General features: G+C 66.6%; 19 protein-coding genes. 14 read left to right on the top strand and 5 right to left on the bottom strand.

What is annotated here, in order from left to right; translation table 11 throughout:
• Positions 1 to 117: 117 nt before the first annotated feature.
• From ABZ420_RS16760 to ABZ420_RS16730, 7 genes are read left to right on the top strand one after another with little or no spacing between them, the layout of a single operon-like run.
• Positions 118 to 1,095, top strand: a complete 978-nt coding sequence (locus ABZ420_RS16760) for an ABC transporter permease (protein WP_040864240.1) — start codon at positions 118 to 120, stop codon at positions 1,093 to 1,095.
• Complete coding sequence (locus ABZ420_RS16755) at positions 1,092 to 2,012, top strand: ABC transporter permease (RefSeq protein WP_357123070.1); 921 nt, start codon at positions 1,092 to 1,094, stop codon at positions 2,010 to 2,012. Before ABZ420_RS16760 ends, ABZ420_RS16755 begins: the two co-directional genes overlap by 4 nt.
• Positions 2,009 to 3,877, top strand: coding sequence for an ABC transporter ATP-binding protein (locus tag ABZ420_RS16750; RefSeq protein WP_357123067.1), 1,869 nt, complete (start codon positions 2,009 to 2,011; stop codon positions 3,875 to 3,877). The genes ABZ420_RS16755 and ABZ420_RS16750 overlap by 4 nt, the downstream gene beginning before the upstream one ends.
• Before the next feature lie 13 nt (positions 3,878 to 3,890).
• Complete coding sequence (locus ABZ420_RS16745; protein ID WP_357123064.1) at positions 3,891 to 5,576, top strand: ABC transporter family substrate-binding protein; 1,686 nt, start codon at positions 3,891 to 3,893, stop codon at positions 5,574 to 5,576.
• Positions 5,573 to 7,273 (top strand): ABC transporter family substrate-binding protein, encoded by a 1,701-nt coding sequence (locus ABZ420_RS16740; RefSeq protein WP_357123061.1) that lies wholly within the window; start codon positions 5,573 to 5,575, stop codon positions 7,271 to 7,273. The genes ABZ420_RS16745 and ABZ420_RS16740 overlap by 4 nt, the downstream gene beginning before the upstream one ends.
• Before the next feature lie 39 nt (positions 7,274 to 7,312).
• Complete coding sequence (locus ABZ420_RS16735) at positions 7,313 to 8,983, top strand: ABC transporter family substrate-binding protein (RefSeq protein ID WP_357123059.1); 1,671 nt, start codon at positions 7,313 to 7,315, stop codon at positions 8,981 to 8,983.
• On the top strand, positions 8,980 to 9,642 hold the full coding sequence (locus tag ABZ420_RS16730; protein ID WP_357123056.1) for a hypothetical protein: 663 nt from the start codon (positions 8,980 to 8,982) through the stop codon (positions 9,640 to 9,642). The genes ABZ420_RS16735 and ABZ420_RS16730 overlap by 4 nt, the downstream gene beginning before the upstream one ends.
• 8 nt (positions 9,643 to 9,650) lie before the next feature.
• On the opposite strand, the gene ABZ420_RS16725 is transcribed toward ABZ420_RS16730, so the two are convergent.
• Positions 9,651 to 10,562, bottom strand: a complete 912-nt coding sequence (locus tag ABZ420_RS16725) for a GNAT family N-acetyltransferase (RefSeq protein WP_357123053.1) — start codon at positions 10,560 to 10,562, stop codon at positions 9,651 to 9,653.
• Between the two features lie 178 nt (positions 10,563 to 10,740).
• Here ABZ420_RS16725 and ABZ420_RS16720 point away from each other — a divergent pair, with 178 nt between their 5' ends.
• Positions 10,741 to 11,478 carry a FadR/GntR family transcriptional regulator gene (locus ABZ420_RS16720; protein WP_357123050.1) on the top strand — a complete coding sequence of 246 codons (738 nt, stop codon included), beginning with the start codon at positions 10,741 to 10,743 and terminating at the stop codon, positions 11,476 to 11,478.
• Positions 11,479 to 11,486: 8 nt separating this feature from the next.
• Positions 11,487 to 12,197 carry a sterol desaturase family protein gene (locus ABZ420_RS16715; RefSeq protein WP_357123047.1) on the top strand — a complete coding sequence of 237 codons (711 nt, stop codon included), beginning with the start codon at positions 11,487 to 11,489 and terminating at the stop codon, positions 12,195 to 12,197.
• Between the two features lie 15 nt (positions 12,198 to 12,212).
• Here ABZ420_RS16715 and ABZ420_RS16710 read toward each other — a convergent pair whose 3' ends face one another.
• On the bottom strand, positions 12,213 to 12,569 hold the full coding sequence (locus ABZ420_RS16710; protein WP_357123045.1) for a hypothetical protein: 357 nt from the start codon (positions 12,567 to 12,569) through the stop codon (positions 12,213 to 12,215).
• 67 nt (positions 12,570 to 12,636) lie between these two features.
• Between ABZ420_RS16710 and ABZ420_RS16705 the strand changes: the two genes are divergently transcribed.
• Positions 12,637 to 13,077, top strand: a complete 441-nt coding sequence (locus ABZ420_RS16705; protein ID WP_357123042.1) for a MarR family winged helix-turn-helix transcriptional regulator — start codon at positions 12,637 to 12,639, stop codon at positions 13,075 to 13,077.
• Positions 13,078 to 13,122: 45 nt separating this feature from the next.
• On the opposite strand, the gene ABZ420_RS16700 is transcribed toward ABZ420_RS16705, so the two are convergent.
• Positions 13,123 to 13,680, bottom strand: coding sequence for a TetR/AcrR family transcriptional regulator (locus tag ABZ420_RS16700; RefSeq protein ID WP_357123039.1), 558 nt, complete (start codon positions 13,678 to 13,680; stop codon positions 13,123 to 13,125).
• Positions 13,681 to 13,799: 119 nt separating this feature from the next.
• On the opposite strand from ABZ420_RS16700, the gene ABZ420_RS16695 reads away from it, so the two are divergent.
• From ABZ420_RS16695 to ABZ420_RS16680, 4 genes are all read left to right on the top strand, one after another.
• Positions 13,800 to 14,552 (top strand): carboxymuconolactone decarboxylase family protein, encoded by a 753-nt coding sequence (locus tag ABZ420_RS16695; RefSeq protein ID WP_357123036.1) that lies wholly within the window; start codon positions 13,800 to 13,802, stop codon positions 14,550 to 14,552.
• A gap of 124 nt (positions 14,553 to 14,676) precedes the next feature.
• Entirely contained in the window at positions 14,677 to 14,883 is a 207-nt protein-coding gene (locus ABZ420_RS16690) for a heavy metal-associated domain-containing protein (protein WP_357123033.1), read from the top strand.
• A 12-nt stretch (positions 14,884 to 14,895) separates the two neighbouring features.
• Positions 14,896 to 15,831 (top strand): hypothetical protein, encoded by a 936-nt coding sequence (locus ABZ420_RS16685; RefSeq protein WP_357123030.1) that lies wholly within the window; start codon positions 14,896 to 14,898, stop codon positions 15,829 to 15,831.
• A gap of 36 nt (positions 15,832 to 15,867) precedes the next feature.
• A complete protein-coding gene (locus tag ABZ420_RS16680; RefSeq protein ID WP_357123028.1) occupies positions 15,868 to 18,117 on the top strand; it encodes a heavy metal translocating P-type ATPase in 2,250 nt (749 codons plus the stop codon).
• 264 nt (positions 18,118 to 18,381) lie between these two features.
• Here ABZ420_RS16680 and ABZ420_RS16675 read toward each other — a convergent pair whose 3' ends face one another.
• Both ABZ420_RS16675 and ABZ420_RS16670 read right to left on the bottom strand, forming a co-directional pair.
• Positions 18,382 to 18,726 (bottom strand): hypothetical protein, encoded by a 345-nt coding sequence (locus ABZ420_RS16675; RefSeq protein ID WP_357123025.1) that lies wholly within the window; start codon positions 18,724 to 18,726, stop codon positions 18,382 to 18,384.
• Positions 18,727 to 18,831: 105 nt separating this feature from the next.
• Positions 18,832 to 19,695: an SDR family oxidoreductase gene (locus ABZ420_RS16670; RefSeq protein WP_357123022.1), complete on the bottom strand. Its 864-nt coding sequence runs from the start codon at positions 19,693 to 19,695 to the stop codon at positions 18,832 to 18,834.
• Positions 19,696 to 19,704: the final 9 nt, after the last annotated feature.

Here is a 19,704-nt window from a genome sequence, read left to right as displayed (position 1 = left end):
TCCGGCCGAGCCTCGGACATGCCCGGATGTCATGTGGCACGCGCGCCGCCGACCACGTCCTTATGATCGGGGACTAATACCGACGCTGGCCCGTCCAGCCGAGAGACCAGAGGACTGATGACCGGCTTCCTGCTACGACGCGCGCTCAACTATGTCGTGCTGTTGCTGCTGGCTTCGTTCCTGACGTTCAGCCTGGCGTCACTGACGTTCCGGCCGCTGGACAGTCTCGAACAACGCAACCCGCGCCCGCCACAGGCAGTGATCGACGCCAAGGCCGAGGAGTTGCATCTCAACGACCCGATCCCGCAGCGCTATATCACCTGGCTCGCGGGCATTCCGCACGGTGACTTCGGCACCACGCTTGCCGGTCAGCCGGTCAGCCGGGAGCTGCCGCGGCGGGTCGCGGTGAGTCTGCGCCTGCTGATCGTCGGCTCCCTGGTCGGCACGGTGCTGGGCGTACTGATCGGCGCCGCGGGCGCGATCCGGCAGTACAAGTTCAGCGACTACTTCACCACGGTGGTGTCGCTGCTGGTCTTGAGCACACCGGTCTTCCTGCTCGCGACGCTGCTGAAATACGGTGCGCTGGAGATCAACTCGCTCACCGGGTCGCAGATCTTCCTCTATACCGGCGAAACGTCGGCGAACAAGATCGAAGGGTTCGGGCCGCAACTGCTCGACCGCGTCCAGCACCTGATCCTGCCCACCACCGCGCTGGCCCTCGGCGCCATGGCGGGCTACAGCCGATATCAGCGCAACGCCATGCTCGACGTGCTGCAGAGCGATTTCATCCGCACCGCCCGCGCCAAGGGCCTCACCCGAAGCAAGGCGCTGTACAAGCACGGCCTTCGCACGGCGCTGATCCCGATGGCCACACTGTTCGCCTACAGCCTCGGCGCCCTGATCACCGGCGCGACGTTCACCGAGAAGATCTTCGGCTGGCACGGTGTCGGGGAGTGGCTGGTCGACTCGATCAACGCGCAGGATCTGTACGTCGTGGTGACGGTGACCGCGTTCGCCGGCCTGGTCGTGCTGGTGTCGGGTCTGCTCTCCGACATCGTGTACGCGATTCTCGACCCCAGGGTGCGTGTGGGATGACCGAAGCCGAAATCATCGTCCAGGGCGCCCCGGAGGTCACCGCGACCGGACGGCGCAGGCTGGTCCTGCGGCGCTTCCTGCGTAACAAGCCCGCCGTCGCGGGTGGCTTGGTCCTCATCGCGCTGTTCGTCGCGAGCTTCGCGCTGCCGCCCTTGCTCGCCTACGACTACCAGCAACTGGACTACACCGCCCTGCTCAAACCACCGAGCGCGAAACATCCCTTCGGCACCACTCAGATCGGTCAGGACGTGCTCGCGCAGACTCTGCGTGGACTGCAGAAATCGCTGGTCATCGGCCTGTGCGTCGCGCTGTTGTCCACCACGATCGCGGCCACCGCCGGATCGCTGGCCGGATTGCTCGGCGGCTGGACCGATCGCGCGATCATGTGGCTGGTCGATCTGCTGCTGGTGGTCCCGAGTTTCATCATCATCGCGCTGTTCGCGCCGCGCACCAAGGGCAGCGGTTCCATCCTGCTGCTGATCGTGCTGCTGTCCTGCTTCGGCTGGATGATCTCGGCAAGGATCGTGCGGGGCCTGACATTGAGCCTGCGTGATCGCGAATTCGTCCGGGCCGCTCGGTACATGGGGGCGCCCACCCGCACGGTAATCCTCAGTCACGTCATCCCGAACATCGCCTCGATCCTGATCATCGACACCACCCTCACCGTCGGCTCGGCGATCATGGCCGAAACGGGGTTGAGCTTCCTCGGTTTCGGCGTGCAGCCGCCGGACGTGTCGCTCGGCTCGCTGATCGCCGCGGGCACGAAATCAGCGTTGACCTATCCCTGGCTGTTCCTGTTCGCGGGCGGTCTGCTGATCGTCACCGTGCTGTGCGCCAACCTCGTCGGTGACGGACTGCGCGACGCGTTCGATCCCGGCGCGAAGCGGGCTCGGTCGAAGAAGAAGGCGAAAGCATGACGAGCGCAGGAGAAACCGAGAAGACGGCCTCGACCGCGCCGCTGCTGGAGATCACCGATCTGCGGGTGTCCTTCCCCAGCGAGGAGGGCCGGATCGACGCGGTCCGCGGCGTCACTTACACGGTGTCCGACGGCGAGGTGCTCGCCATCGTCGGTGAATCCGGCTCGGGGAAGTCGGTGTCCTCGCTGGCGGTGATGGGATTGCTGCCGGAGCAGGCGCGGATCACCGGTTCCATCCGGTTCCGCGGACGCGAACTGCTCGGGCTCGGTGATCGCGAATTGTCCAGGCTGCGCGGCAGTTCCATCAGCATGGTGTTCCAAGACCCGTTGTCGGCGCTCACGCCGGTGTACCGGGTGGGCGATCAGATCGCCGAAGCCCTGCTGGCGCACGGCAAGATGGGCAGGCGCGAAGCCGCGAAGCGGGCGGTGGAGCTGCTCGACCTGGTCGGCATCCCGGATCCGGAGGTGCGGGCCAAGGCGTTTCCGCACGAGTTCTCCGGTGGCCAGCGCCAGCGCGTGGTCATCGCGATGGCGATCGCGAACGATCCGGCGCTGATCATCTGCGACGAGCCCACCACCGCGCTGGACGTGACGGTGCAGAAGCAGATCTTGAATCTGCTGCGCAAGGCGCGCGACATCACCGGCGCGGGCGTCATCATGATCACCCACGACATGGGCATCGCCGCGACCCTGGCCGACCGCGTCGCCGTCATGTACGCGGGCAGGATCGTCGAGACCGCCACCGCGGCGGACCTGTTCAGCGCGCCGCGAATGCCGTACACCGTCGGCCTGCTCGGTTCGATTCCGCGCATGGACGGTCCGCCGCGGCAGCCGCTGATCCCGATCGTCGGCGCGCCGCCCGCTATGCACGCCCTGCCGCCTGGATGCTCGTTCGCACCGCGCTGCCCGGTGGCGATCGACGAATGCAGGGCCGCGGAACCACCGCTGGAGGCCGTCGAACCCGGGCATACCGCCGCCTGCATTCGCACCGCGGAGGTCGGCGCCGACGACTTGTTCGAGGCCTACCGCCGCGAGATCGCCGAGCCGGACGCCGTGGCGGAGGTGGAGTCCGATGTGGTCTTGCGCGTCAAGGATCTGGTGAAAATCTTCCCGATCACCTCGGGTGTAGTACTGCGCCGCCGCACGGGGGAGGTCAGGGCAGTCGACGGCATCAGCTTCGAGGTCCGCGGCGGGCGCACCTTGGCGCTGGTCGGGGAGTCCGGCTCCGGCAAATCCACCACGCTCACGCAGATTCTCGATCTGATACCGCCGCAGTCGGGCGCCATCGAGATCATGGGCACCGATGTCGCGTCGCTGAGCAAGGCGCGCAAGCGGGAGATCCGCCGGAAGATGCAGATCGTCTTCCAGGACCCCACCGCCTCGCTGGACCCGCGCCTGCCGATCTTCGACGCGATCGCCGAGCCGTTGCGCATCGACGGGCGACCGCGGGCCGAGATCGTCCGCCGGGTCCCGCAACTGCTCGAGCAGGTCGGTCTGCGCCCGGATCATGCCGACCGCTATCCCGCGGACTTCTCCGGCGGCCAGAAACAGCGCATCAGCATCGCCCGCGCACTCGCGCTGGACCCGGAGTTGCTGGTGTTGGACGAGCCGGTCTCCTCGCTGGACGTCTCGATCCAGGCTGGCGTGCTCAACCTGTTGCGCGATCTGCAGACCGAGCGCGGGCTGTCCTACCTGTTCGTCTCGCACGACCTGTCGGTGGTGCGGAATCTGGCCCACGACGTCGCCGTCATGTATCGCGGCAAGATCGTGGAATACGGCCCGGCGGAGCAAATTTTCGCTGATCCTCGGCACGAGTACACCAGGGCGCTGATCGACGCGGTGCCGGTTCCAGCAGTCAGCCGATAGTCAGGAGAGCGCGATGCGGATCCGTTTCGATCGAATGCGGTGGACTGCGGGCTTGGCCGCGATCGCGCTGATCGCCGCGGGCTGCGCGACCGGCTCCGACGATTCGGCCGCGGGACTGTCCGACGCGCTCGGCACCACCAGCGACATCAATCCCAAAAACCGCGACGAGGTGCGCGAGGGCGGCAATCTCCGCCTGGCGGTGACCAGCTTCCCGGCGAACTGGAACACCCTGTCCAATGACGGGAACGACGGCGAGATCGGCGACATCGAGCGCCCGCTCATGCCGCGCGCGTTCGACGTCGACGCGGCGGGCAACCTCACCGTCAACAAGAACTACTTCACCGATGTCGCGCTGACCGGCACCGATCCGCAACAGGTCACCTACACCATCAATCCCGCCGCGGTCTGGTCCGACGGCACGCCGATCACCTGGGAGGACATCACCGCGCAAGCACACGCGCTCAGCGGGCGGGACAAGCGCTTCTTGATCGCGATCACCAACGGCTTCGAGTTCGTCGACAAGGTCGAGCGCGGTGTGGACGACCGGCAGGCGGTCCTCACCTTCAACCATCCCTATGGCGAATGGCGCGGACAGTTCGCGGGCAACTCCTCGCTTTTCCCGAAATCCGTGACGGCGGACCCGGAATCGTTCAACAAGGGACTCGTGGACCGTCTCGGCCCCAGCGCGGGCCCGTTCGTCGTCCAATCCACCGACCGCGTCCAGGGCCGGATCGTGCTCGGCCGAAATCCGAAGTGGTGGGGTGAGACGCCGAAACTGGACACCATCACCTACAGCGTGCTGGATCAGGCGGCCTGGGCGAGCGCCCTGCAGAACAACGAACTCGACCTCGTCCGGCTCGCCTCGATCGATGAGGTCAAGACGGTCCGCAACACCGGCGGGCTGGTCATTCGCCGCGCCCCGGGTAACCGATGGCGCCACATCACCTTCAACGGCGCGCCCGGCTCCATCCTCGCGGACGCGCGTCTGCGCGTGGCGATCGCGAAGGCCATCGACCGGCAGGGCATCGCGACCGCGACCCAGAACGGTCTGGTCGAGAATCCGAAGCCGTTGAACAACCACATCTTCCTCCAGGGACAAGACGGGTATCAGGACAATTCGGCGCCGGTGGCGTACGACCCGGACCAGGCGGCACAGGAACTCGACGCGCTCGGCTGGAAGCTCAACGGCGACGTCCGTGAGAAGGACGGCCGCAAACTGGAAATTCGCGACGTGATGTACAACGACCCGCTGTGGGTCCAGATCGCGCAGATCATCCAGCAGAATCTGGCCCGCATCGGCGTGCGGCTGACCATCGATACCAAGCCCGGCGCCGGTTATTTCACCGACGTCATCATTCCCGGTGATTTCGACGCCGCACAGTTCATCTTCTCCGGGGACGCCTTCGCGATGAGTTCCATCCGGCAGATCTACTACTACGACCCGAACGACCTGCAGGGCAACTACGGTCGCATCGGTTCGCCCGAACTCAACGCCCTGATCGAGCGCACGCTGACCGAACTCGATCCGAAGAAGGCGATCGAACTGGCCAACGAGGTCGACCGGAAAGTGTTCGAGGAAGGACATTCCCTGCCGCTGACCCAGTCCGACGGCAGTTTCGGCGCCCGCGCGGACCTCGCCAATATCGGCTCACCCGGTCTGGCGTCCTACGACTACACCGAGATCGGATTCGTGAAATGAGACCAGTACAGCCGACCCCCAACCGCCGGCGGCGGACACGGACCGTGATCGTCCGGGCGCTCACCGTGGGCACGGCGCTCGCGCTGCTGGCCGGCTGCGGCTCGGGCGACAGCGGGGTGAAGTCGGGTTCCAACGCGCTGGGTTCGACCAACGACATCAATCCCCAGGAGCCGAGCGCATTGCGCGACGGCGGCAACCTGCGTCTGGCCATCACGAATTTCCCCGCGACGTTCAATTCGCACCACGTCGACAGCGACTATGACATCTCCGAAGTGGTCGACTGGACATTGCCGGGGCCGATCACCTCCAACGCCGCAGGCGAATTGTCGGTCGACCACAATTTCTTCACCGACATCGCGTTGACCGAGACCAACCCGCAGCGAGTTGTCTACACCATCAACCCCAAGGCGGTCTGGTCCGACGGCAACCCGATCACCTGGGAGGACCTGCGGTCCCAGGCGGAGGCGCTGAGCGGCCGCAACACGGAATACCGGGTCTCCGCGACCCAGGGCTACAGCCGGCTGGCCGGCGTCGAGCGCGGCGTCGACGACCGCCAGGCAATCGCCACCTTCGAACAGCACTACGCGGATTGGCGGGGCCTGTTCAGTCAGCTGATGCCGAAAGAATCGACCGAGACGCCGCAGGCGTTCAACGAGCGTGACCGCAACGGGCTCGCCAAGTCGGCGGGACCATTCGTGATCACCTCCGTCGACCGGGCGCAGCAACGCATCGTGCTCAGCCGCAACCCGAAATGGTGGGGCGAGACGCCGAAACTCGACACCGTCACCTACAGCGTGCTGGACTATTCGGCCCGTCTCAACGCCTTGCAGAACAATGAACTCGACGCCATCGATATCTCGGGCATCGAAGAGGTCAAGTCCGCGACCAACTCACCGGGCATCATCGTGCGTCGCGCTTCGCGTCCGTCCAATTCGCACATCACGTTCAACGGAGCGCAGGGGTCGATTCTCGCGGATCCCCGCCTGCGCGTCGCGATCGCGAAGGCGATCGACCGGCAGGGCGTCGTCACGGCGCTGCAGAACGGGATCGTGGAGAATCCCAAGCCGCTGAACAACCACATCTACCTCGACGGGCAGAAGGGCTACCAGGACAACTCCGCGGTGATCGCCTACAACCCCGACGAGGCGGCCCGCATGCTGGACGAACTCGGTTGGAAGCTCAACGGCGACGTCCGCGAGAAGGACGGGCGGAAGCTGGTGATCCGGGATGTGATGTTCCAGCAGGACACTTGGGTGCAGATGGCGCAGATCATGCAGCAGAATCTGGCTCGGGTCGGGGTGAAGCTCGAAATCCAGACCTTCCCCGGCAACGGCCTGTTCACCGATGTCATCGACCCTGGCAACTTCGACATCGCTCAGTTCAGCTGGCAACGAAGCATTTTCCCGCTCGGCGCGCTGCCCCAGATCTACGCCTACGACCCAGCGAATACGCTCAGCAACAAGGGACGGATCGGGTCACCCGAACTGAACGCGCTGATCGAGCAGACCATCTCCGAACTCGACCCCGAGAAGGCGATCGAGCTTGCGAACAAGGCCGACCGGATGATCTTCGAGCTGGGTCATTCGGTGCCCGTCGCGCAATCGGCCGGCAACGTAGCGGTCCGTGCGGGCCTGGCCAACTTCGGCGCCTTCGGGCTGGCTTCCACGGACTACCTCCGGGTGGGCTTCGAGAAGTGAGGTCGTTTCCGTAGGACGCAACGAGCAGGAAGGATCACCATGCGGATTACCTCTGCGTGTGCCCGGCTGGCCTTATCGCTGGTCGTCGTAGGGCTGGCAATCACCGGTTGTGGCGGCGACAACGGAGTGACCCCGGGCTCCAGCACGGTCGGCAGCACCAACGACATCAACCCGAGGGACCCGAGCGAACTGCGCGACGGCGGCAACCTGCGGCTGGCACTCTCCAATTTCCCGGAGACTTTCAACTATCTGCACGTAGACGGCGGAACGGAAACTGTCTTCTACATTGTCGAAGCGACGATGCCCGCCGCCTTCGTCAGCGACGCGGCGGGGCAGCTGAGCGTCGACCACAACTTCTTCACCGATATCAAGCTGACCGGCAACAGCCCGCAGCAGGTGGAGTACACCATCAATCCGAAGGCAGTCTGGTCCGATGGCTCGCCGATCACCTGGGAGGATCTCCGGTCTCAGGCGAATGCGCTCAGCGGTAAGGACAACGCGTTCCTCGTCTCGGCCACCGGCGGTTTCGAACGGGTCGGCAAGGTCGAGCGCGGAGCCGATGACCGGCAAGCCGTGGTGACCTTCGACCAACCGTATGGCGAATGGCAAGGACTGTTCAGCCCGCTGTACCCGAAGTCGGTCACCGCGACCCCCGACGCCTTCACCAACGCGGCCAGGAACGGGCTGCCGCAAAGCGCGGGCCCCTTCGTGGTCACCTCCATCGACCGCAGCCAGAATCGCATCGTGCTCGGGCGCAATCCCAAGTGGTGGGGCGATACGCCGAAGCTCGATTCCGTCACCTTCAGCGTGCTCGACCATTCGGCCTGGCTGCCCGCGATCCAGAACAACGAACTCGATATCGCCTACATGTCCGGCATCGAGAACGTCAGCGCTGCGCGCAATGCCGCGAACGTGGTCATCCGGCGCACGCCCGAGCCGACCTGGTCGCACATCACGTTCAACGGAGCACCCGGTTCCCTGCTCGCCGATCCGCAGCTGCGAATCGCCATCTCCAAGGCGATCGACCGGCAGGGAGTGGTCACCGCCTCGCAGCACGGCGTCGTCGACGATCCCAAACCGCTGAACAATCACGTCTTCGTATCGGGGCAGAAGGGCTACCAGGACAACGCGGCGCCCATCGCCTACGACCCGGACGAGGCGGCCCGCATGTTGGACGCCCTCGGGTGGAAACTCAACGGCGATGTCCGCGAGAAGGACGGTCGCAAGCTCGAACTCCGCGACGTGATGTACCAGCAGGATCAGTGGGTGCAGACCGCGCAGATCGTGCAGCAGAACCTCGCGAGGGTCGGAGTGAAGCTGAGCATCCAGACCGTGCCCGGCACCGGTCTGTTCACCAATGTCATCGACCCCGGTAACTTCGATCTGGCCCAATTCAGCTGGAACGGTAGCGTTCTCCCACTGAGCGGATTGCGGCAGATCTACTACTACGATCCGAACAACCTGCAGGGCAACAAGGCGCGGATCGGTACCCCGGAACTCAACGCGCTGATCGACCGGACACTTTCCGAGCTCGACCCGGACAAGGCCATTCAGCTGGCCAACGAGTGCGATCGGATGATCTTCGAAGAGGGCTACTCCATTCCGCTGCACCAGGCGGCGGGCACCTACGCGGCCCGGACCGACCTGGCGAACTACGGTGCGTTCGGCCTCGCCTCCCGCGACTACACCAAGGTCGGCTTCCTGAAGTGAGTTCTGGATCGGGCCACCCGCTGGCCTATCCGGTCACGGTGACGTTCGGCGCCCTCGCGGTCTGTGCCGCTTGGGCGCCGTTCGGCACGTTGGATCAGGTGGCGGGTATAGCGGCCGTCGCGCTCGGCGTAGCCGGGTACACCGCGTATCGGCTCGCGGTCGCCTTCGGCGTACTTCCGTCGTGGCGTTCGGGCACCGCGCGGACCGTGCGGGTCACCCGCGTTCGCCAGCAGCACCGCCTGGTCAGCCGATCATGGTTGCAGATCGAAGGCACGGGTCGTCCACGCTGGCTTCCGGTGTACTTCGACCCGGCGCTGGTCACCCTCACCAAAACCGAAGGAGAACTCACCGACCGCACGATGCACGTCGGCGGGCGACGCTTCTACCCATCCGGCCGCGTTCGCGACGTCGAACCGCCCGGCCGTCTCCTCGACAACCCCAGCCGCCCCGATCCGGACGCGGACACCCACGCCGCGAAGGTCACCCGGCTGCGCCGCCGTCTGCTGCTGGACGCGCAACCCACCGTCGCTGCCCCCATCGCGGCACTCCTGTGGGTCTACATCGATGGCGGAGGCCTCCCCGCCTTCCTCGCGGCCGTTACCATCGCGGCCGTGTGCTCGATCTGGCTCTCCGCCATTCGGGGATCCGACCCCAGCTGACCGAGGCACTACTCGCGGATGTAGGAATACTTTCGAGATGCTGTCCCCTCTTCGAAGCCGCAGGCGCGATATGCGCGACGTGCGCCTTCATTGGCCGGGTCAACACTGAGATAGATGCGCTTGATCGCGCGTGTGCGCGCCGCTTCGGCCAGAACGTGCCGGGTGAGGGTCTTGCCATACGATCTGCGTTGGAACTCCTCGGCCACCGACAGATAGTCGAGCCGGGCGAAATCGGTGCCGCTGATGTGGATCCACAGTGCACAACCGACAAGCCGCCCTGACGATTCCAAAACAGCGACCTGATAACCGTCCTCCAGGTAGTCGTGGAGACGTGCCAGCGGATCGGATGGCCAATGATGATGTCTGCCAAGCAATGTCGCGGTGGCGCCGAATGCCGGATCGCTACTGCCCGCCAATCGTCGAATCGAATGCCGCACCTGAGCCGTCACCGCAGCGGGATCGGACGCTCGAATTTCGCAGCTCATCTCCAACTGTGCCGCGCCGCGCTGCCAACCGGTCCGTTGCAACGCCTCCCCGAGGACGACATTCTCGTCCTCGATATAGCCGACCAGCGCACCGGTGACATCGCGCTTACCCAGAACGAGGTTCACGACCTGTCGCGCGGTGTCGACGGTTCGCCATGCGCCATGAAGCAGCGGCCCGACAAGATAGCTGACCGCATCGGTATCGGACACCAGCAACCCGGTGCAACCCACCGCTGCGCCTTCAGCGTCGCACACCACGAACAGATGATCTTCCATCACATTGTCGTAGAGCGCGATTTCGGCCAATAGTTCCCGCTCGTCGGCACAGCGCGGATATCCGACGCCCTCGGCTGGTATCGACGTACTGCGCCTGCAGAGCTCCCCGATGAATGACAGATCGCCTATAGCGGCGGAACGCAATGAGATGTCCGGCACAGCAGTGTCTCCCCCGTGCGAAGCCCGCCACGAACGCTACACGACTAGCCACCGATCTCCGAACCATTTCTGCGCCGCCCCGACGCCATCTGGGCCTCCATTCCGCTCATCCAGCCTGGAGCCCGCCACATTGGTCTGACCACTTGACCTCCTGACCGCTTCGGCGCACAGTAGACGCATGGCGTTGCAACCTGTGGTCAAGCGGTCGGTGTCGGCGGATGTGTTCGAGCAGATCGCCGCGGATGTGCTCAGTGGCGAGCTGGCGCCGGGGGCGACCTTGCCCAGTGAGCGGCAACTGGCGGAGGCGCTGGGGGTGTCCAGGCCCGCGGTTCGGGAGGCGCTACAACGGCTGGCGGCAGCCGGGCTGGTGGCCGTGCGGCAAGGAGACGCGACGACCGTGCTGGACTATCGGCGCGGTGCCGGGCTCGAGGTGCTGCCCAGGTTGTTGGTGCAGGCCGGGGAACTCGACCCCGGTGTCGCGCGCAGCATTCTGGAGGCTCGCCTGCACAACGGACCGAAGGTGGCGGAGTTGGCCGCGCGCCGGGTCGGCGCAGTCGGCGCGGAAGAGATTCGCCCTCTGCTGGAGAGCTCGGTCGAGGCGCTCGCCGCCGAACCGGACCCGATCGCCCAGCAGCGGCACGCGATGGAGTTCTGGGATCACGTCGTGGACGCGGCCGACTCGATCGTTTTCCGGCTGATGTTCAACATGTTGCGCGCCGCCTATGAACCAGCGCTCGCGGCGCTGGCCCCGATCATGTCCGCCGAGGTGGGCAACGTCGAGGCGTACCGCGAACTGGCCGCCGCCATCGCGGCGGGCCGGCCGCAGAAGGCCGCCACCACCGCTCGGGCGCTGCTCGAGCCGGCGACCACCGCTCTGATCGAGGTCCTCGGTGGACCGCCGATCACGCACAGCTAGGAACCATCATGACCAAATCCAAGACATCCGACCGGGAATCGGTCGACGCACGGGCGCGGGTGCGCAGGGACGAGCGGGCGCTGCGCCGCGGACTCACCCTGGGTCGGGCATTCGAGGAATTCCTCCGGCACCCTTCCCCGTGGATGATCGGAACCACGCTGGTCGGCGCACTGATCGCCCGGATCGTCGTCGGCGACTGGCAGCCCACCGATCTGCTGGTGCCCGCCGTGATGCTGGCGTTCTTTCCGATCTTCGAATGGATCGTGCACGTCACCGTGCTGCATTGGCGGCCACGGCGGCTCGGCCCGATCGCGCTCGACAGCGAACTGGCTCGCAAGCACCGCGAGCATCACGTGGATCCGCGCGACATCCCGCTGATCTTCATCCCGACCAGGACGCTGGCGGTGCTGGTCGTCGTGTTGATCGCGTTGGCGGCGTTCGCCTTCCCCCACGCGAGCCTGGGACTGACCTTCCTGATCACCATCACCCTGCTCGGCCTCGGCTATGAGTGGACGCACTATCTGATCCACACCGACTACAAGCCGAAACGATCGCTCTACCGGGCGGTTTGGCGCAACCACCGCCACCACCACTACAAGAACGAGCACTACTGGTTCACGGTCACCAGCTCCGGCACCGCCGACCGCCTCTTCGGCACCTATCCCGACCCGGCCGCGACCGAAACCTCACCCACTGCGCGCAGCCTCCATTCGGCCTGACGGAAGCCCCTGGGATCACTTGGTGGCCAACAAGTGCGTCATCGACGCGAGATGAATCGTGCCGACGAGCACCGACCCCGCCACCTGCCCAGGGATCCGCCGCCACAGACCTATCACCGCATCCCCGACCTGACACACCCCGGCGCCGGCGAGCAGAACGATCCAGGCGCCGTTCGAAATCGACAGAAATGCCGCGATCAAGACCGCACAGCCGAGCGGGACAGCCCGCGCCGCATACATGGCGGCGTAGTACCGCGTCGAGGCCACCGCATCCGATCCCGCCAATGCCGCGGGCGCGACCACGCCCGTCACAGCGAATCCCACGCTGACCATCGCGACAGCCGCGTTCAGCGCGGCGAGCCAGAGCGACATCACGAAAACCTCATTCACTCAAGAATCGTTCTGTCCTGAACGATTCACTGCCGATAGTATCGGCGTCGTGAATCGTGTCAACGGTGAAGATCTGCTCGGCTCGCTGAGCTTCCGGCTCGGAGTGGTCGGCACACGGATAACCCAGATGTTCGGCGCCCGGATCGAAGCGCTCGGATTGACGCACAAGCAGGTGGGCGTGCTGGCCGTCGTCGATACCGGACAGGCACGATCACAACGCGAGGTGGCGGACGCGCTCGGAGTCGCGCCGAGCCTCGTGGTCACCCTCGTGGATCGCCTGGTGGCGATGAACGCGCTCGTCCGCGTCCAGGACACCGCCGACCGTCGCGTGCACACGTTGGAACTGACCGACCAGGGACGCGAGCTACTCGGCCGCAGCGTCGCGATCGTCGACGAACTGGACCGCGACTTGCGGAATTCACTCGACCAGCAGGACGCAGCGGCGGTGCACACCGCGCTGGCGCACTTCATGACCAAGCTCCAGCGCTAATCGAGTGTCGCCCGAGTAGCCGCCAACCGGCGGCGCTCGAAAGTTCTACCGCGCGGCGAGCAAACGCTCTGCGATCGCACGCGCCCGGGAGGCCGCATCCGGATTCCCCTCGCGAACAGCGGTGACGATCGCTCCGTCCACCAGCAACGCGAGTTCCGCGGCCATTCCCGAAGCATCGGACGAACCCGCCTCGGTGAGAAGTTCGGACAGGTAATCGATCACCCGCCGCTTGTGCCGATCGGCGACCTGATGCGCGGCGCTCTCGCGATCGGCGACCTCGACCATGGTGTTGATGAACGCGCAGCCGCGAAAGTCCTTGCTGGCGAATCGGTCGGCGAGGGCGTCGAAGACCGCCAGCGGGCGGACGGCCGGATCGCCGGTCTTCGCCTCGACCGATTCCCGCAGCCAGCTCAGCCACCGGCGATCACGATCTTCCAGCACCGCGACGACGAGTTCGTCCTTGCTCGCGAAGTGGCGATAGAACGACGCGCGGCCCACGCCGGACTCCTGGAGCAGGCGGTCGATGCCGACGGCTCGAATGCCTTCGGCATAGAAGAGCTCTTCCGCCGTGGTGAGCAAACGCTGCTTGGCTTGAGTTGCCATGACGTCACGGTAGCAGGACGGAACCGATCAGTACCATCTGACTTGACCAATACGGAACCGATCAGTACCGTCCAAGTTCAGCACCGATCGGTACCATCTTGTTCGAGCTGGAGGCTCAGATGCCCCGCCTGCCCCTTGTATCCCCCGACTCCGCCGATGCCGAGCAAGCCGATTTGCTCGCCGAGGTACAGCGCCAGCTGGGCCGCGTCCCGAATCTCTACGCCGCCATGGCGAACAGTTCCGCCACATTGCGCGGATACCTGAATCTGCGTGACGCATTGACCAGGGGAAAGCTCTCCGCTCGAGTGCGCGAACAACTCGCACTGCTGGTCGCCGACGAGAACGGCTGCGACTACTGCACCGCCGCGCACACCATGCGCGCCGAGCGGATGGGCTTCACCGAGCAGGCGATCGCCGACACCCGCGCGGCGCGCGCCGAGGACCCACACGCCGACGCGATCCTGCGCCTCGCTCGCGACGTGCTGCGTTCCCGCGGCCGGATCGACGACGCCACGCTCGCCGTGGCGCGCGCACGTGGTGTCAGCGATGCCGAACTGAGCGAGATCGTCGGCCATGTCGCGCTGAACGTCTTGTCCAACTACTTCAACCACGTCGCCGAGCCGGAACTCGACTTCCCGCCCGCGGCGCCGACGAAAGGCACTGTGATGGAAGCGAAATGGCGGTCCGCGGGCAAGGTCGTCCTGGTCGAGGGCTACTCCCTGCTGGACCGGGAGGGGCGGAGCGTGCGCAGCGTCGATGACGTCCGAATCGCCATCGAGGGTGGGTTCCTGCACGTCAAGGTCTCCGACGCGGCCGAAGTACAGGTGGTATCGGCTCCGGCGGTCGCCCTGGTGACCTACCCCGCCTCCTGATCCTCGACCAGCGAGCCCGGTCCGCGATCCGTCGCGGGCCGGGCTTTCGTCTAGGCCGGGCTTGACAATTATATACCCTAGGGGGGTAGGGTAAAAAGGTCAGCACCGAACGAGGAGAACGACCATGAGCACCAGCACCCTGACCGTCACCGGTATGACCTGCGACGGTTGCGCCGCCTCGGTCCGCACCGAGATCGGCCGCATCTCCGGCGTCGATACCGTCGCCGTCGACCTCGCCGACGGACTGGTAACCGTCGAAAGCGCGACTCCGATCGATCGCGCCGAACTCACCGCGGCCGTGGCCCGCGCCGGCTACACGGTCACCGACTGACGGAGCACTCCGATGAACGCATCCAGCAAGTTCGGCGGTTTCGCCCTCGGCCTCGCCGCGGTCTTCGGGATCGCTCTCGCGGCCGGTTCGCTCATCGGGCCGGAACCCGCAGCCCATGACTCGACCGCACACGCCGCCGACCAGGGCGAACCCAACTCATCACCCGGAGGAATGATGGCAACCGACCGCGGCTACACCCTGCGGCTGGACACCGCCCAGACCACCGCCGCGGCGAACGTACCGCTGCGCTTCACGATCCTCGACCACGCCGGAAAACCCGTAACCCGGTATGTACGCAGCCACGACAAGGATCTTCACTTGATCGTCGTGCGCCGCGATATGGCCGCCTTCCAGCATGTGCACCCGGCGCTCGACGGCAACGGAACGTGGAGCGTCCCGCTCGACCTCACTCGCGCCGGTGATTACCGGGTGTTCGCCGACTTCACCCCCGAGGGCGGCGACAACCTGACACTCGGCACGGACCTGCGGGTGGCGGGCGTCTACGACCCCCAGAAGCTGCCCGCGACGGCTTCCACCACCACCGTGGGCGACTACACCGTCACGCTGGAGGGCGCTGTCGTCCCGGGCCGGGCTTCGCAGGTGACGCTGTCGGTGAGCCGGGCGGGCAAACCGGTGACCGATTTGCAGCCCTACCTCGGTGCTTACGGCCACCTGGTGGCCCTGCGCGCCGCTGACCTGGGTTATCTGCACGTCCATCCGGAAGGCCACCCCGGTGACGGCGTGACCGCGGCCGGACCGGGCATCACCTTCGCGGTGACGGCGCCGAGCGCGGGCGACTACCGCCTGTTCCTCGACTTCCAGCACGAGGGTGTGGTCCGCACCGCCGAATTCACCCTGACCGTCGCGCCGGGCACCCCCGCCGTAGACGCCTCCACTCACAACGAACACACTGGTCAGCAGCAGGCGCCGGACGGCCACGCGCACTGACCGACGACCGTCCGCGCACAGAACGGAGCACCCACGATGACCACCGCGACACAACCGCCCCCCGTCGGGCAGGTCGAACTCGTGATCGGTGGAATGACCTGCGCGTCCTGCGCCGCCCGGATCGAGAAGAAGCTCAACAAGCTCGACGGCGTCACCGCGACGGTCAACTACGCGACCGAGAAGGCCCGGGTCGAGGTCATCGGCAGCGTCTCGCCGGACGAGCTGATCGCCACCGTCGAACAGGCCGGTTACACCGCTGCCCTGCCCGCCAAGCCGGAGCGCTCGGAGGAGGCCGAGACCGAGGACGATCCCGCCGCCGCCCTGCGCACCCGCCTGCTGGTGTCGCTGGTGCTGTCGGTGCCGGTGATCGCCATGGCGATGATCCCGGCGTTGCAGTTCACCAACTGGCAGTGGCTGTCGCTGACACTGGCCGCCCCTGTGGTGGTGTGGGGCGCGCTGCCGTTCCACCGTGCGGCATGGACCAACCTGCGCCACGGCACCGCGACCATGGACACCCTGGTCTCGATGGGGACGCTGGCCGCGCTGGGCTGGTCGCTGTACGCCCTGTTCTGGGGCACCGCAGGCACGCCGGGCATGACGCATCCGTTCGAGTTCACCATCTCGCGGATGGACGGCACCGGCAGCATCTATCTCGAGGCCGCGGCGGGCGTCACCACGTTCATCCTGGCCGGACGCTTCTTCGAGGCGCGCGCCAAGCGGCGTGCGGGCGCGGCGCTGCGGGCTCTGCTCGAACTGGGCGCCAAAGAGGTCTCGGTGCTGCGCGACGACATCGAGCAGCGTATTCCGGTGGAGCAGCTGACCGTCGGCGACCGGTTCGTGGTGCGTCCCGGCGAGAAGATCGCCACCGACGGCATCGTGACGGAAGGTTCCTCGGCCGTCGACGCCTCGATGCTCACCGGTGAGTCGGTGCCGGTGGAGGTCGGCCGGGACGACGTCGTGGTCGGCGCGACCGTCAACGTCGGCGGACGGATCGTGGTGCGTGCCACCAGGATCGGTTCGGACACCCAGCTCGCGCAGATGGCGAAGCTGGTCGAGGACGCGCAGACCGGCAAGGCGCAGGCCCAGCGGCTGGCCGACCGGATCTCCGGCATCTTCGTGCCGATCGTTATCGCCCTGTCGGTCGCGACGCTGGGCTTCTGGCTCGGCACCGGCGGATCGGTGGCCGCGGCCTTCACCGCGGCGGTGGCGGTGCTGATCATCGCCTGCCCGTGCGCGCTCGGGCTGGCCACGCCGACCGCGCTGATGGTCGGCACGGGTCGCGGCGCGCAGTTGGGCATCCTGATCAAGGGCCCCGAGGTGCTGGAATCGACCCGGCGGGTGGACACGATCGTGCTGGACAAGACCGGCACCGTCACCGCGGGCAAGATGACGTTGCTCGATGTCGTCCCCGCCGAAGGCGAGCAGGTCCCCAGGATTCTGGAACTGGCCGGAGCGCTGGAGGATTCCTCGGAACACCCGATCGCCCAAGCCGTCGCCAAGAGCGCCCGCGAGCGGGTGGGCGAGTTGAAGCCGGTCGAGGATTTCGCCAACGTCGAGGGCCTGGGTGTGCAGGGCATGGTGGACGGCCACGCGGTGCTCGTCGGCCGCGCCCGGCTGCTCGCCGACTGGTCACAGCATCTCGACGACGATCTGACGCAGGCGATGCGCGCGGCCGAAGCCGAAGGCAAGACCGCCGTCGCGGTCGGCTGGGACAGCAAGGCGCGCGGTGTGCTCGTCGTGGCCGACGCGGTGAAACCGACCTCCGCCGAGGCGATTTCCCAGCTGCGCGCCCTCGGTCTCACCCCGATCATGCTGACCGGCGACAATCGGGCCGCCGCCGCCGCGATCGCCGCGCAGGTCGGCATCGACGAGGTGATCGCGGAAGTGCTGCCGCAGGACAAGGTCGACACCGTCAAGCGCTTGCAAGCCGAGGGCAAAGTGGTGGCGATGGTGGGCGACGGCGTGAACGACGCCGCGGCGCTGGCCCAGGCCGACTTGGGCCTGGCCATGGGCACCGGCACCGACGTGGCCATCGAGGCGGGCGATCTCACCTTGGTGCGCGGCGACCTGCGGGCGGCGGCGGACGCGATCCGGCTGTCGCGCCGCACCCTCGCGACCATCAAGGGCAATCTCTTCTGGGCCTTCGCCTACAACGTGGCCGCGATCCCGCTGGCCATGGCGGGCCTGCTGAATCCGATGCTCGCGGGCGCCGCGATGGCGTTCTCCTCGGTCTTCGTGGTCAGCAACAGCCTGCGGTTGCGCGGCTTCCGCTCCACCGCGAACTGACGAAAACACCGGACGGGACGGCACACGTAGTGTCGTCCCGTCCGGGCATCCGCCAGGAGGTCTCCATGTCGGCAATCGCCGAAGGCGCGGCGCGAGCCGCGCGGCATCCGGCGGCACGAGCGGCGGCCAGATGTCTCGCCGCGTGCCTGCTCGCGGCCGCTGCTCGAGTTCTACGCTCGAGCGCCGCGGATTCCGGCAAAGCATGCGCATAACACCATGGGCGAGCGTACCCCTGGCACACCGAAATCCGAAATGAAATCTCGCTCAGCCGCGCAGGGTGGTGACCGTGACCAGCGATGGCTGGATGGGCGACCCGTACACCTCGACCGACACCCCGCCGGTCGGGGTTTCGCTGGCCCACCGGGCGTGCTCGGTGATTCCCTCGCCGAGCAGAGCTTTCGCTCCGGGAGACCAAGCGACGGCCACCTGGCTCAGCGCCGGTCCCAGGTTCAGGTTCGCGATCGCCGCGGACTCACCGTTGTCGAAGTAGACCTCCGTGCCGCCGGGGAAGGGGTTCACCGCGACCGCGGACGCACTCGCGCCGCCGAACGCGGCGGCCGATCCGCCTGCTACGACCGCTACCAAGACCGTCATGACCCGTTGACGCATCCGAATTTCCTTTTCGTGTAAGCACACCGGTCGACCGGCCGGTCCTGTCACCCTTGCCGAGCAGGCACCGTTCGGCAATTCGATGTGGCGCTGATCACAGGTACCCTACGGCCTGCGCTCGTCGGCCACGAACTTACCGGCGTAATCGGTGGCCCATTCGGCAAAACTTCGGGCACGCCCGAGAATTCGGGCCACATCGTCGGTGACGATCGCATTGTGCCCCGCGCGCACATATGCCTGCCCGGCCAACGCACCGTCGGCGAATTCGGCGGACATTCCGGACGCGAGCATATGTGCCCTCGCTTCGGTTTCGGGAATATCGGTCACGTAGACGGGACGGCCGGTGACAGTAGCCAGAATGGCGGCCAGGTCGTGCGTGGTCAGCAATTCCGGCCCGGTGAGGGTGTAGATCCGTCCCGCGTGATCGGCGGAGGTCAACGCCTCGACCGCCACCCCGGCGACGTCGCGTGGATCGATGACGCCTTGCGCCGCGTCACCGGTCATGTTCGGCACCGGCTGCCCGGCACGGATCGCGGCGGCCCAGCTCAGGGTGTTGGAGGCAAACGAGCTGGGGCGCAGGATGGTCCAGTCGACGCCGCTCTCGCGCGCGGCCTGCTCACCCGGCAGATGCCAGGTTCCGACCCGGCCGAGGCCGGTATCGCCGGTACCGATCGCGGAGAGTTTGACGATCCTGCCGACTCCCGCGTCCCGCGCTGTCGCGATCAGCGCACGGTCGGCCTCCACATACTCCGGACCCAGCACGCCGACGATGAACGCGGCCTCCGCACCGATCATCGCCTTCGCCATGGACGCGGGGTCGGTGTAGTCGCCGCGCACCACGTCGACGCCTGCGGGCACCTCGGCCCGGTCCGGGTCACGAGTGACAGCACGGATCGCGGTTCCGCGCATGCTGAGCTGCCGGACGATTTCACTGCCGATGGTGCCTGTCGCACCGGTGATCACGATCATGAGAACCAC

The organism is Nocardia sp. NPDC005745 (assembly GCF_040630775.1).
In the GTDB taxonomy this organism is placed as follows: Bacteria; Actinomycetota; Actinomycetes; order Mycobacteriales; family Mycobacteriaceae; genus Nocardia.
Note: the sequence above shows the minus strand (reverse complement) of the source record. Positions and strands in the feature narration are given on the sequence as shown.

Coding starts and splice junctions, on each gene's coding strand:
- ABZ420_RS16675 (WP_357123025.1), bottom strand. CDS start 18,726: ATGCGTCAACGGGTCATGACGGTCTTGGTAGCGGTCGTAGCAGGCGGA.
- ABZ420_RS16740 (WP_357123061.1), top strand. CDS start 5,573: ATGAGACCAGTACAGCCGACCCCCAACCGCCGGCGGCGGACACGGACC.
- ABZ420_RS16700 (WP_357123039.1), bottom strand. CDS start 13,680: ATGGCAACTCAAGCCAAGCAGCGTTTGCTCACCACGGCGGAAGAGCTC.
- ABZ420_RS16720 (WP_357123050.1), top strand. CDS start 10,741: ATGGCGTTGCAACCTGTGGTCAAGCGGTCGGTGTCGGCGGATGTGTTC.
- ABZ420_RS16715 (WP_357123047.1), top strand. CDS start 11,487: ATGACCAAATCCAAGACATCCGACCGGGAATCGGTCGACGCACGGGCG.
- ABZ420_RS16680 (WP_357123028.1), top strand. CDS start 15,868: ATGACCACCGCGACACAACCGCCCCCCGTCGGGCAGGTCGAACTCGTG.
- ABZ420_RS16670 (WP_357123022.1), bottom strand. CDS start 19,695: ATGATCGTGATCACCGGTGCGACAGGCACCATCGGCAGTGAAATCGTC.
- ABZ420_RS16695 (WP_357123036.1), top strand. CDS start 13,800: ATGCCCCGCCTGCCCCTTGTATCCCCCGACTCCGCCGATGCCGAGCAA.
- ABZ420_RS16690 (WP_357123033.1), top strand. CDS start 14,677: ATGAGCACCAGCACCCTGACCGTCACCGGTATGACCTGCGACGGTTGC.
- ABZ420_RS16750 (WP_357123067.1), top strand. CDS start 2,009: ATGACGAGCGCAGGAGAAACCGAGAAGACGGCCTCGACCGCGCCGCTG.
- ABZ420_RS16745 (WP_357123064.1), top strand. CDS start 3,891: ATGCGGATCCGTTTCGATCGAATGCGGTGGACTGCGGGCTTGGCCGCG.
- ABZ420_RS16760 (WP_040864240.1), top strand. CDS start 118: ATGACCGGCTTCCTGCTACGACGCGCGCTCAACTATGTCGTGCTGTTG.
- ABZ420_RS16685 (WP_357123030.1), top strand. CDS start 14,896: ATGAACGCATCCAGCAAGTTCGGCGGTTTCGCCCTCGGCCTCGCCGCG.
- ABZ420_RS16710 (WP_357123045.1), bottom strand. CDS start 12,569: ATGTCGCTCTGGCTCGCCGCGCTGAACGCGGCTGTCGCGATGGTCAGC.
- ABZ420_RS16735 (WP_357123059.1), top strand. CDS start 7,313: ATGCGGATTACCTCTGCGTGTGCCCGGCTGGCCTTATCGCTGGTCGTC.
- ABZ420_RS16755 (WP_357123070.1), top strand. CDS start 1,092: ATGACCGAAGCCGAAATCATCGTCCAGGGCGCCCCGGAGGTCACCGCG.